The organism is Aquimarina ulvae (assembly GCF_053613295.3).
The window spans coordinates 42,842-56,302 of record NZ_JBSIBP030000012.1 but is presented as its reverse complement, the minus strand read 5'-3'; the positions used below and the strand labels follow the sequence as shown (position 1 = coordinate 56,302).

Annotated in this window: 10 protein-coding genes; 6 read left to right on the top strand and 4 right to left on the bottom strand. The window is 32.0% G+C overall.

Annotation, left to right across the window (positions count from 1 at the left end):
• Positions 1–140 precede the first annotated feature (140 nt).
• From ACWGOQ_RS20090 to ACWGOQ_RS20075, 4 genes are all read right to left on the bottom strand, one after another.
• Positions 141–1,547, bottom strand: coding sequence for a hypothetical protein (locus tag ACWGOQ_RS20090; protein WP_452059522.1), 1,407 nt, complete (start codon positions 1,545–1,547; stop codon positions 141–143).
• 207 nt (positions 1,548–1,754) lie between these two features.
• Positions 1,755–2,129, bottom strand: a complete 375-nt coding sequence (locus ACWGOQ_RS20085) for a hypothetical protein (RefSeq protein ID WP_452059521.1) — start codon at positions 2,127–2,129, stop codon at positions 1,755–1,757.
• Positions 2,130–2,162: 33 nt separating this feature from the next.
• Positions 2,163–3,581 carry a right-handed parallel beta-helix repeat-containing protein gene (locus ACWGOQ_RS20080; protein WP_452059520.1) on the bottom strand — a complete coding sequence of 473 codons (1,419 nt, stop codon included), beginning with the start codon at positions 3,579–3,581 and terminating at the stop codon, positions 2,163–2,165.
• 262 nt (positions 3,582–3,843) lie between these two features.
• Positions 3,844–5,457 carry a S8 family peptidase gene (locus ACWGOQ_RS20075; RefSeq protein WP_452059519.1) on the bottom strand — a complete coding sequence of 538 codons (1,614 nt, stop codon included), beginning with the start codon at positions 5,455–5,457 and terminating at the stop codon, positions 3,844–3,846.
• Between the two features lie 405 nt (positions 5,458–5,862).
• On the opposite strand from ACWGOQ_RS20075, the gene ACWGOQ_RS20070 reads away from it, so the two are divergent.
• From ACWGOQ_RS20070 to ACWGOQ_RS20045, 6 genes are all read left to right on the top strand, one after another.
• Positions 5,863–6,630, top strand: a complete 768-nt coding sequence (locus ACWGOQ_RS20070) for a LytR/AlgR family response regulator transcription factor (protein ID WP_452059518.1) — start codon at positions 5,863–5,865, stop codon at positions 6,628–6,630.
• A gap of 388 nt (positions 6,631–7,018) precedes the next feature.
• Positions 7,019–8,599 (top strand): cysteine peptidase family C39 domain-containing protein, encoded by a 1,581-nt coding sequence (locus tag ACWGOQ_RS20065; RefSeq protein ID WP_452059517.1) that lies wholly within the window; start codon positions 7,019–7,021, stop codon positions 8,597–8,599.
• A gap of 172 nt (positions 8,600–8,771) precedes the next feature.
• Positions 8,772–9,044, top strand: coding sequence for a hypothetical protein (locus tag ACWGOQ_RS20060; protein ID WP_452059516.1), 273 nt, complete (start codon positions 8,772–8,774; stop codon positions 9,042–9,044).
• A gap of 405 nt (positions 9,045–9,449) precedes the next feature.
• Positions 9,450–9,695: a hypothetical protein gene (locus ACWGOQ_RS20055; protein ID WP_452059515.1), complete on the top strand. Its 246-nt coding sequence runs from the start codon at positions 9,450–9,452 to the stop codon at positions 9,693–9,695.
• Between the two features lie 195 nt (positions 9,696–9,890).
• On the top strand, positions 9,891–12,086 hold the full coding sequence (locus tag ACWGOQ_RS20050; RefSeq protein ID WP_452059514.1) for a peptidase domain-containing ABC transporter: 2,196 nt from the start codon (positions 9,891–9,893) through the stop codon (positions 12,084–12,086).
• Positions 12,087–12,162: 76 nt separating this feature from the next.
• Positions 12,163–13,401 (top strand): HlyD family secretion protein, encoded by a 1,239-nt coding sequence (locus ACWGOQ_RS20045; protein ID WP_452059513.1) that lies wholly within the window; start codon positions 12,163–12,165, stop codon positions 13,399–13,401.
• The last annotated feature ends 60 nt before the right edge of the window (positions 13,402–13,461 follow it).

Below are 13,461 nucleotides of genomic sequence, written 5' to 3'. Positions count from 1 at the left end.
ATTCTTTCTCTAAGGGGATGATACAATTATTGAAACAAATTGAATAAAACTCTAAGGGATAAGTTCAACACATATCCCTTAGAGATATTGACTAAGTCAAATGATTTATAAAATCTGAATTCCTATAAATCCTTTGATGTTTATATTATAATATGTAGATAGTCGGCTCTGTTCGGAGTTACCGAATTTTGACAATTTAATTCAGAGTTCCTAACTTGAGAATTGATTGTATTAAGTGCATCCTTTGCTTGCGCTTTCTTAGTATCATCTGTAGAAGTATTAACAATGCTTTCCATAATAGATTGTAATTCTACCCATTGCTCCCAATCAACGTAACACTTCACTTCTTTGTCATAAGCATCTTTCAACACTCTTGTAACATTTTCAGCTGGTGCCCAAGGAAAAGCAGGTATACCGACACTATTAAATGTTTCATATAAGTCTAATGATGCTCCATAATTACCAGGAACCATATTCATTACAGCAGCTTTGTTAGGGTTTTGCTTTAAATAATCACTAAGAGCGTTGGCAATCGCGATTACATCTTGTTCTGCATTATCTACAGTAATTTGACCAGGAACAAAACCAGGAACATTAGAAGAAACTTTGATCGAAAGTGTCTTACTCTTGATAATCTCCTTTTGTTCTACTGTCAAAGTAGTACCAGTACTAAACCCAAAAATGTTTCCTAACCCTATATTAACATTTGTAATTAATTCTTTCTTTTCGATATCAGTTAAGTTACTAGTGTCTAACGTATAAACATAATCCACTTCACCACCTACGGTAACAGTAGATGCAAACAAAGGACCATAATATTGTATAAAATAAGGTATATATGTGTCAGGATCACCGGTTGCAGCACCTAAAATTCTACCTGCCCAACTGTTAGGGTCTTTAATCTGTATACCAGGTATCGTATACCCACCTTGGTAATTTTTGATGTTAGCAATAACAACTACAGAGTTATTATCAATTCTAAGATCCTTTAAAACTTCTTTCTTTCTTTTAATACTGAAGTTAAAAATTGGAGCTGCCGCTGCAGCATTTTTTGTAAATGAAGCTTGAGCTGCTGGTGGCTGAGGACCTCCAGGGTTTGGATTCCCTCCTTGCTCCTCTTTACATTTTTGTTCCTCAGTTGGTTGTCCCGTTGGAGTTCCTGCAGAAGCATAACTAATTCCAATGCAATCTACTCTACGATAGTAATCCAAAACTTCATTATAATTTGTAGCTACTTGTAAGTCATAAGTAGAAAAGTCACCAGTGTTTTCAATTTTAGCAACTTGAAATTCTGGATCATTAAATACAGGAAAGAAGTCTCTGCTTTTAATAGGATCAAAACCATATCCAGCAAAATAAGTTTTGCCATCTATAGTTAATGCTTTGGAATCTATAGCATTTTCTAATTCATCAACATCTAGTTTCTGAAATCCAAATTCAGCTTCAATTCCGGATTGTGAAGGTAACAACATATCTTCTTCCTCTTCTTTGTTACAGGAGAAAAACGATATTGCTAGTAAGCCCAATAAAATTAATCGATTCTTCATAATTGAAAATTTTAAGTTTTAACAGATTTTAATTCGTTACGTAAATGTATTTTATATCAGAAGCTACTAAAACACTTGTTTTATAAAACACTTGTTTGAATTGACGAAGTTTATAAATGGACTAACCAAATATGATTGTAGAAAATTTCCCTGACAGGTAATCTTGATGCAATGTGATAAATGAACACTTAGACTTTACAGTTGTTATTAAAAAGACGTGACTGACGTCGATTTAGAAATTTGTAAGTTTTCGAATTTGAGATCGGTTTTTGCCGTAAAGATTTTACCCGTCCGAACATTCATAAAATTCCAGTAATATCCATTGTCTTTTTTGGTCACACTAGAAATGGCAATTTTTGTAATCTCAACTGAAGGATGTTGCTCTAACACTACCTTTGCCATATTTTTCATATATATCGCTTCCTTATCTTCACTATGAATTATCTTCTTTTTTGGTTCCTCTGGTTTTTCGTGAGGTATATGACTTACGATACGATCCTCTTTGATGTTTTTTTTACTTGCACAGGATCCCAATAAAATGACTAATACTAAAGATGTTATTAATTTATAATAAGTATTCATTGTGTTTAGGTTTTGAGATTAATTACTCTTTTTCTAATTACTAATTTTCCAACGGTTCACTTTAAACTCATTACTGACTCCACACTCAAATTTTCCATTCCCTCTAGGACCCTTTTTAGAATTGTTTTGTGGATTACTGAACTTAGATCTGTCCTTTATATTCTTTAATTTATTATTCTCGATAGTTGCATTGTAGCTGTTATCATTGCGCATAAGTGGTCTTGATAGTTCTATAGCTTCTATAATATTGTTAGCAATACTAATAGTTGTGAAATCTGTACTCTTATGAAATCCAAAAAAACCCTCCTTTCTTGGAGTTATTGTTGTGTTTGCAATCACGTGGTTATTATAAAACTCATAACCATTATAGATATGTGTTGTCCAGAAAACACCACGCCCTGGATTTTTAATATAATTATCATGAAACTTTACCGGACCTGGAGATGACTTGCTCCAGGAACTTACCAAGTTTCCTTTATCTTTATCAGTAGAAAAATCAAAAAGATTATTGTTGACCTCTAATCCATTTCTAGAACCTTCAATGGCGTATGAAGATTTGAAATAATTATGATGGATATGAAATGTGGTTCCACTAGGCGGAACATTTCCTCCACCAAATTTTGGTATAGATATTGTTCCTGATATATAATTATGGTCAATTTCCATATTGGCATCATGTTCGAAAGGAAATTCAATAGAGAAATTAACTTTAAATGTATTTTGATAAATTCGACAATTTTTACCTTGTCTTCCCTTGATTCCATAAAACGGACGCTGACTATTTTCTGATCTTATAAATCTGTTATTATAGAACTCAGAATTTTTTACCCAAGTCACAAAAATACCTCCACCTGTACTTCTATTAAATTTACCGCCTGCATCTTCAAAAATGTTGTCATGAATTTTTGCATTGTCCATTCGGTAAGTTCGAATTCCGCACCATAAAAAGTCTTTAAGTTTCACTTTGTTTATTTCAATATCATCGCAGTCATTACCGTAGATCGCTCCGTGTAAATTTTTACCAATTAATGAAAGTCCAGAGATTTTTATCCCAGAATTTTTATAGCCCATATTAATCAGATATGCATTCTTATTTACTTTTGAGGAATTTACCTCTTCTGGTAAGCTTGTTGTTTCAGGAATCCAAGATGAATGAGGCCTAAGTATCGTTTTACCTATTCCAGATCCTTTTAATCGCATGTCCTTTTTGAGTTTCAAGGGTTTTTTGAGAATATAATTTCCTTTGTCAATCTCAATAATGTCGCCTTCATTAGCATTCTCTACAGCATTTATCAAAGACGATGTGTTTCGCACTTTAATGGTTTTCTTTTGATCTGTTGCTGAGGCATCTTGTAAATCCTGGTTTATCTCTATTGAGGGTTCTTCTTTTTCACAGCTCAAAAAGAAACTGGCTATAAGAAAACCAAATGCTAAAAGTTTAAATGTTTTCATATTTTAGGTATTAAGAGTTAGTATATTTTTAAATAAACATCATTAAGTAAGCAATTAGGAACTTTGCTTTCAATAGAGAGTTTAGGAAATAGTATTTTCAATTTAATAAAAGATGTTTTGGATTGAGCATCAAAACTTCGTAGACAAAAATTTTCAAATATTTAAAGTTTAATTTGCTCAAGAATTTATATAATTATAGAATTAAAAAAACCTTTGAGACAAGTCTCAAAGGTTTTTGATTAGCTTTCTAGATATATATAAATTATCTAAATGCCTTATACGCTTTTAAAGCATCGGCTTTACCGTATCCAAACCAATTACTACCCCTGTTTGGATAATCAGCAGTTTGTTTTAAAGCACGAACTACATTAGCTCTTGGCAAGGTAGAATTCTTACCCCAAACAATGGCCGCAATACCTGCCATAGTAGCTGTAGCTACTGATGAACCACCAATTGTAGAAGGATCATTACTATAAGTTGTTAAAGCTAACGGTTGAGTACCATTTGATTGTTCCATAACCACGGCAAAATCTACATATGGTCCTTGAACACATTCTTTACAGGCTTGATATCTTGTAGTAATTCCAGTCACGCCGAATACAACATCTCCTCCATATTCTTTCATATTTGCAGGAAAAGTAAGCTTTGACAATCTTGGCTCTGTTCCTGAAATAACTCCTCCTTGAGCAATTGTACCTGCTGCTGCAAATATTAATTTTCCTTTTCTGTATGCAAATATAATTGCATCTTTAATTTCTGTATTGGTAAAAAGGCCTCCCATACTCATACTAATAATCCTAACATTTCGCTCTAGCGCCTTTAGGTAAAATGATTTAGAAACAGCAGCAATGTCTTTACTACCATTGATAAAAACATCACCGTTAGCTTTTACAGCCTGCAAATTGCACCCATAAGCTACGCCAATAGTGTTTCCTCGATTTGTCCTAGGTGCAGCAATTACACCTGCTAAAGCAGTACCATGTCCACAAATATCCCAAGGTGAAGAATCTGCCTCATAATAATCGACATAATTTTGAGATCTACCTGTTACAATACCAGAATTGAAAGCTGATAATAATAAATTTTGGCTAGATGACACGCCAGTATCAAAAATAGCTACTCCGATTCCTTTACCGATTCCTTTACCTAAAAAACCACCATATTCCCAAGTCTCTTTAATATTGTGATATCTAAAATTCCATCCAACTTTAGAACCAGGACTTATAGTTAAATAATCGTAATAATTCCTTAGACTTGCTGGTTGTGAGACTCCACACCCAAGTCCATCTTTACTTATCGGCCTATCATAAAACGTATATGTAGATTCTACATATCGAATATTGTCTGATGCTCTCAAAGCTCTTAGAGTTTCGATATTATCAACTTTGATGGTTATAGCTAAAAAAGGATCATTTTCCCTAACAACTATTTGTTTTTTTGAAATACTTTTATTTAAAGACGACTCCGTTTCTAAAACCTGATTTATAATACCATTCTTTAAATTTGATATATCTTCAGACAAAGATTTATTGAGAGATCCGTTATCAAACATATACTGTCTCGCATCATCGTCATTCCACTGACTCTTCTTATAACCCACCATCAATTCATGATCTGAATGCACTACGGCACTCCATAACACTTCTTCAGAAGCTGCATTCCAATCAAATGAGTTATCAGAATCACCAATCGTCTCAATTATATGAGCATTCAATTCTTCTTTTGATAATAATCCTTTAGATCCCTCTTCTATTAATAAATTTTCCGGTTCAATTGAATCAACATCATTTTCGCAAGATACGATCAACAATGATGATACAATTAATGTTTGAAAAGACAATCGCCTCAACAACGATTGATAAGTAAATGATTTCATTTTATTTTTATTTTAATATTGACTGCTAACATAAATCATATCTTAGTTCTATTGAACGATGTTTTCACTATGTACTAATATGACTTTATAAAATGAGGATATCAATTTATGAGTCAGTAAGTTAATGTGTTAAGATCAAATTCAAACTGCCGTAATTCGATTTTATCTAAAATTATTGATATAAAAGTTTCAAATAAATTCTGAAAAGACTAAATTTAAATTTATAAAAAAGAGCAGTGAACTAGGTTTAACCAGTTTATCATATTTATAAAACCTAAAGTTTAATTCATTAATTTAAAACTACAAGAGTAAGCATTTTTTGATCAAAAAATCAAAGCTTTGAAAACGTTGAATTTGGGAGAAAAAAGTAATTGGAAAAGTTTTAACCCCCTATAATTTCTATAAATGATGAACAAAGCAAGAAAGATTAGAACGGTTATTATCGATGATGAGCCTAGTGGAATAAATAACTTAAAAAGATTATTAACCGAATTTTGTCCAGAAGTTGAAATTCTAAAATGTGTCAGTTTAAAAAAAGATATTAAAGAAACCTTTATCAATTCTGATAATATTGATTTAGTATTTCTGGATGTGCAGATTGGAGATGAACTTATATTTAATATCGTAGAAGATATATTTAAGTATAAGTTTCAAATTATCTTTATTTCTGCCCATGATTATGCATTAAAATCTTATCAATACAATGCCATCAATTATTTGCTAAAGCCTATTGATATTAACGAACTGACAATCAGCATAAAAAGGGTTTCTGATATTTTATCAAAGGAAGAAAAAAATAGTACAATCAAAAATCAATATCAAGATTCTCTAGATGATAAAAAACCGGATGAGATCATGATTCCAACTTCTAAAGGCTATGAAATCGTTCTGATCAAGTCAATTTTATATTTTGTGGCAGATGGAAGTTACACTAACATAATTTTAGAAGGTGGAAAAAAAATAGTAGTATCAAAAAATATTAAAACATATGAGGATAAGTTAGCTTCTTACTCATTTTTGCGAATTCATAAATCATTTTTAATTAATTTAAAACAAATTAAAATTATTTCAAAATCAGATGGGGGGTTCGTTAAAATGAAGGATGGCAAAACACTACAAATTTCCAACTCAAAAAAAGATGCAGTATTTAATGAAATTTCATTTTTGAATTAATAAAGAAGAGGCTGTAAATTAAACTCAGACAGAGTTCAGTTTACAGCCTCGTACCCTTACTAAAAATAAAACCGTTTCAGTTTAGATCTTTCCTACTTTATATTCCCATAATACAGGTTTCCTGATGCTAACAGTATAATATTACATTGTAGTTATTGTAATAAAATATTCACCTAATAATAGTTTACTATGCATTTCTTCATGAACTATTTAAACCATTAATATATAATCAATCAACGCTGTTTATGGTTTATAAACTGAAATAATGCCTTTATAAAACGAAATTAAGGCTTCTTAAAAAACAGCGAAATTTTCAAATAAAAAAAAACTTCATTTACACTATTAAACTAATTGAAATTTAAATTTCAAGATTAATAATTAAGGAAGAATGGAGCAGCTTATATACACTTTTTTGGTAAAACATAAATACGCAATTACTTATACAGCTCTCAAAAATCAGCTAATTTCTCATCCTACGTATGACTCTTTAAAATCAGTATCAGATACTCTGGATTTCTTTGAAATAGAGAATTTAATAGCTAATGTTCCGAAAGATGCGTTAAACAGTTTGCCAAATAATTTTTTGGCACTGCTTAAAATGGAAGAACAACAAGATCACGGACTGGTTTATGTAGATCAAAGTAATAGCAAAAAGATTAGTGTCACGGACCAAGACAATAAAAAACATTCCATTAGTACTCAAGATTTTAAAGAAAAATGGAATGGAACCATACTAGCCATAGAAAAAGCCACTGCACCGTCTTTCGGTTTTCACTTCAATACTGAGAGATACTTACTTTTTTTTGCACTCATTTTATTTTGTTTTTTTCTCACGACAAAACCTACTTGGCTTGCAGTGGCTTCTTACATACTTTCTGTAGCAGGACTTTGGATTGGAGTATTGATCGTTAAAGAGAGTTTTGGTTTGCATTCTGCAGGCGTTGCAAAAGTATGTAACCAATTAGCGAAATCAAGTTGTGATGCAGTCATCACTTCCTCTAGTGCCATTTTGTACAAAAAACTTTCCTTAAGTGATGCGGTCCTTGTTTATTTTGCTACAACAACATTGTATTTAGTTTTTTTTGGGTTTCAACCATTAATATTTACCGTACTCTCTATAGCAGTGTTACCAGTAATAGGATACACGATTTTTGCTCAAAGAATGATTTTGAAAAATTGGTGTGCGTTATGTTTGATTATAAGCTTTGTGCTCCTTACTCAAGGAGCTTTGCTCTTTGTTTTGTCTGAAATTAATACTTCATTTATTTTTCACTACGGATTTGGTTTTATACTAATATCTGCAATATGCGCAATTAGCTGGGTAGTTTTTAAAACAATGTTTACAGATAAACAACGGTTAGAGAAGAAAGAACTCGAATCATTAAAAATGAAAAAGAATACTGATGTTTTTAAAACACTGCTTCTAAAAAACTCGCCTATAGAAACACAAAGTGTAGAAGGAATCGTATTTGGAAACCTATCAGCACCCATACAGGTCACTGCGATTACCAATCCAAATTGTAGTTTTTGTAAAGAGGCATTCTTAGGGTATAAACAGTTATTAAAACTATTTCCAGATACTATACGGGTCAAACTAGTTCTTCTGGTTAATCACGAAGATCAGAAAAACGAAGGGACAAGAATTGCTAATCAACTTATCAATGTATACAATTCGCGTGGTAAATCTAAGGCATTTGATGCCTTAGCAGATTGGTTTGTTACGAAAGACTTAAAAAAATGGAGCTTAAAATATGGTGATGACTTAGCCAATACACATATTGATGCGCTAGCTCATAATACCATCTGGTGTGAAGAAAATGAAATTCTCTACACACCAGAAACCATTATTAATGGATATAAAAAACCAAGTGTTTATAAAGTAGAAGAATTACAGTTTTTTATAGAGTATTTAAGTAAGATATCTGAGAAACCTATTCTAGGTCCTAAAAACAGGAAAACACTTATTTAATATGAAATACAACATCAAAAAAATTATAAATGACTGATGATGTTTTTGGGATTCTTTATAAAAAGAGGCACCGCAGATCATAACAAAATTCTCCGGCCAGAGAAAGACGCTATATACCTGGGTGTCTTTAAATAGACAGGTAATCTAAATAAATTATTATAAATATAAAATCATGCTAAAAGACATTTTAAAATTAGAAGGAGCTCAAGAAATTGATAAGTCTACTCAAAACCAAGTATCTGGAGGTGGTAAAACTGCTACTTATAATTATTGTGGCAGTGTGCCTACTCAAGGGCAAGCGAATCAGAAGTGTGCTAACCATAAACCATGGGGTTATAAGGTAACATCTGCATATGTTTCTACAGGATTACATAGCAATTGTAGTAATGGTAGTCGTGGTGCATCTTCTATACACTGTAACTATGTTTATGGATTTTTTCAGTAAAAGTTATTAATTATCTTTTAAAAAGTAAAGCCTTTAAATAATGCGTAGTTAATTCAACTTTCTTGAAATTTAAAGGCTTTATAATTTGAATAAAATTTTGCTCAGAGCATTACTCCATTTTTTAATTCTGGTTGAATGACTAATAAGAATTAAAAACTAAATATAACAGACAAGAAATTCTAATAGAGGTAATTAGGGTTTTTAAAATTAATTTGGAGATGATAGCGACATAACTTTCAAAAGTAAAAAAGTTTAACTCACCTCAAATAATAAAAATAATTTTTCTGAGGTAAGAAAGACGCCTTCAGATCAAAAGAAAATTCTTTGGACAGAGAAAGACGCTAATTATCTGGGTGTCTATAATTTGTCAGGTAATTTATACTAATTATTTTAAAAAATAAAATTATGTTAAAAGACATTTTAAAATTAGATGGAGCTCAAGAAGTGAGTAAAGAAAGTCAAGAAACTATTAGAGGTGGTGGTGCATATGTGAAATGGTTTTTTCCGGGTACACGACCACAAACTAGTACTTGCAGAGGTATTGCTGCCGAACAAGCTAGAGCGAAAGAGAAGGGTTGCATAGTTGATCTAGAAAGCTATGCTTACCACCAATTCGGAATGTTCTCATTTGTATGCGGACTATCGTGCTAATTGAAACCAATTCATTTGAGTATTAGTTTCACATTAACTAAGAATTTACTTTTACTTATAGAGATAAGCTTATTTTTTTCTCATAATTAAAAGGTATAAAGTTCTGAGAGTGAATTATATAAAATAATTAATACTCAACTTAACCATAGTTCTAATTTTCTAAAATTAGGACTATGGTTTAAACTGTAACTTAACATGATGAAATTCCCCCACTATAGACAGCACGACCAGATGGACTGCGGTCCAACTTGTCTTAAGATGATTACCAAGCATTATGGTAAAGAGAACAGTATCGAGACATTACGTCAAAAATCTCATATTGATAGGCAAGGAGTATCTATTGGAGGAATCGCAGAGGCAGCTGAGGATATTGGAATGCGCTCACTAGCGGTCAGTTTGACATATGAGTTACTTGAAAAAGAAGCACCTTTGCCTTGTGTGGTATATTGGCGTCAACGACACTTTGTGGTAGTTTATAAAATAACTAAAGACAAAGTTTTTGTAGCTGATCCTGCCCACGGACTTATTACGTACACAAAGAAGAAATTTATAGAAGCTTGGGTTGGTACAGATCAAACTGTAGCGAACCCATCAGGCTATGTTTTGTTATTAGAAACTACACCAGAATTTTATCAAAAAGAAGGAGAAAAAAGTACGTTTGGTTACAGATTTCTCTTAAATTACTTTAGACCTTATAAAAAGTATTTTGTCCAACTTTTATTAGGGATGGGTGTAGGTAGTTTATTGCAACTCATACTGCCTTTTCTTACGCAATCAGTTGTCGATTATGGGATCAATCATCAGAACATAGGTTTTGTATATTTAATTTTATTGGGACAGTTGATGGTGTTTATATCAAGATCAATAGTCGATATTATTAGAGGTTGGATTTTATTACATATGACCAGCCGTGTCAACATCAATTTAATCTCTGATTTTTTATTAAAAATAATGCGGCTTCCTATATCGTATTTTGATTCAAAGAATACAGGAGATATTCTACAACGTATACACGACCATGATAGGATACAGGAATTTTTATCAAACACCTCCCTTAGTACCTTATTTTCCTTGGTTAACCTGTTAATTTTTGGAGGTGTATTGGCATACTACAATATGACAATATTTTTGGTTTTTCTCATAGGTTCAACATTCTATTTTACGTGGACCTTAATCTTCTTAAAACAAAGAGCCACTCTGGATCATAAAACTTTTGATCAATCTGCGGATAATCAGGATAGTATGATGCAGTTAATAGAGGGTATGCAAGAAATAAAATTGAATGGTAGTGAACGAAGACGAAGATGGGAATGGGAATCCATCCAAGTTCGATTATATAAAATATCCCGATCACAATTAACACTCAATCAAACGCAGAATAATGGTGCTCTGTTCTTAAATGAGCTAAAAAATATATTGATTACATTTATTGCGGCTACGGCTGTTATCAAAGGGGAATTGACTTTAGGTATGATGCTGTCTATACAGTATATTATTGGTCAGCTTAATTTACCTATCAACGATTTTATCCAATTTGTACAAGCAGGTCAAGATGCTAAATTGAGTTTAGGTAGATTATCAGAAATACATAACAAGGACAATGAAGATGAAGATGATAATCGATTACAAAAAGAATTACCGAATAATGCAGATATTGTTTTTGACGACGTTAGTTTTAGATATGGAAGCAGAGTATCCCCATTAGTTTTAAAAAATCTAGATTTTACAATTCCACAAGGCAAAGTCACAGCCATTGTAGGAGCCAGTGGTAGTGGCAAAACAACATTATTAAAAATGCTACTTAAGTTCTACAGTCCAATATCAGGAACAATTAAAATTGCGGGAACATCAATGAATAGCTACAATGCCAAATCTTGGAGAAGAGCCTGTGGATCGGTAATGCAAGAAGGTTTTATATTTAATGATACCATAGCTCGAAATATTACAGAATCAGACTCAGAAAACGTCATAGATAAAGAAAGGTTGCTGCACGCAGTAAAAGTGGCAAACATTCATCAATTTATAGAAGAGCTTCCTGCAGGGTACAATACAAAAATAGGAAGTACTGGTACAAATATCAGTGGTGGACAAAAGCAACGTATCTTAATTGCCAGAGCTGTGTATAAAAATCCAGATTACATATTCTTTGACGAGGCCACAAGTGCACTTGATGCGAATAACGAAAAAGTAATTATGGAAAACCTTCAGGAATTTTATGAAGGCAAGACAGTAGTCGTTGTTGCACATAGATTGAGTACGGTTAAAAATGCCGATCAGATTATTGTATTAGAAGATGGTGAAATTATTGAGCGAGGAACTCACAAAGAGCTTACAGCAGCGAGAAAAGCATATTATACATTAGTTAAGAATCAATTAGAATTAGGAAATTAATGATATGGAATTAGAAGAACAGAAAAGAACGAAGATAGATGATCTTTCAGAACGTTCTGGAGAGGTACAGCAGATTATGGGTAAAAAACCAACCTGGATGGTTCGATGGGGTATAACCACAATTTGTGCGATTTGTGCATTTATCTGCATAGGTGCAGGTGTAATTAGTTACAATGATGTAATTTCTTCCAAAGTTGTAATAACTACTCAAATTCCACCTACATATTTAAAAGCTAAGACTTCAGGTAGCTTAGACAAAATTTTTATTGAATTAAATGATACAGTACAGAAAAATCAAACATTAGCTGTTTTGAAAAATTTAGCTGATTACGAGGATGTTATTACAATTAAAAAAAGACTTTCAGATAAAAAGAAGATAACATCCTTACAAGTTCTGGATAGTTTGTTTCCAATTAACGTTCAGCTTGGTGAAATACAAAATCAATATTTAAATTTTATACGAAGCTATCAAAAATTTATCCTCAAAAATGAGATTGATGGAGCTGAAATAGAGAAGTATAGTTTAGAAGAAAGAGTAAAGGAGAAACAACAAAACTTATCTCAGCAAAAAAAGCAGTTATCATTAAATAAAATTCAGTTAAGATTATCCAGAAAAAAATATGCTCGAAGTAAAACTCTATTTAAAAAAGGAGTGCTCTCTGCAGCGGAATTTGAAGATATAAAAAAGCAATATTTTTCTGATGAGCAATCACATACCCAACTAAAGGCACAGGTGTCTAGCTCAGAATACGAACTCAAACAGCAAAATAATCAAATGAGTTCGACTATTTTAGAGCAAGTTAAAACTGACAGAGAAAGTTATTTTGCCTTACAAGAGAGCCTACAAAATCTTAATACAGCTATTAAAAATTGGGAAGAACGGTATGTCATTTTTAGTCCGATTGATGGAACGATAACTATTTTCGATATTTGGAACGAATACCAAAATGTTGAGACAGGTCAAATACTCTTTACAGTAATTCCATTAGATCGATCCAAAATTATAGGACGCATAAAAGTGCCGATTCGAAATTCTTCAAAAATAAAAATAGGGCAAAAAGCTATTTTAAAGATTGATAATTACCCTTTTCAAGAATGGGGAAATCTGTCAGCTAATGTAGTACATATAGCGGAAATACCTGAAAAAGGTGAAAAACCAACATATACAGTTTTGGTCTCTGTAGATAGCTTGGTAACAAGTTATCAAAGAACTTTAAGCTTTAAGCAAGAAATGCAAGGAAGTGCAGAGATAATCACAGAAGAACTTTCTATTCTTGAACGTATTTTTTATCAGCTGAAATCGTTGAATCTTTAGTAGAAAATTAATGCACTTTAGGATTGGAATCTACCGCTAAAAAAATAGATCTTTACACGT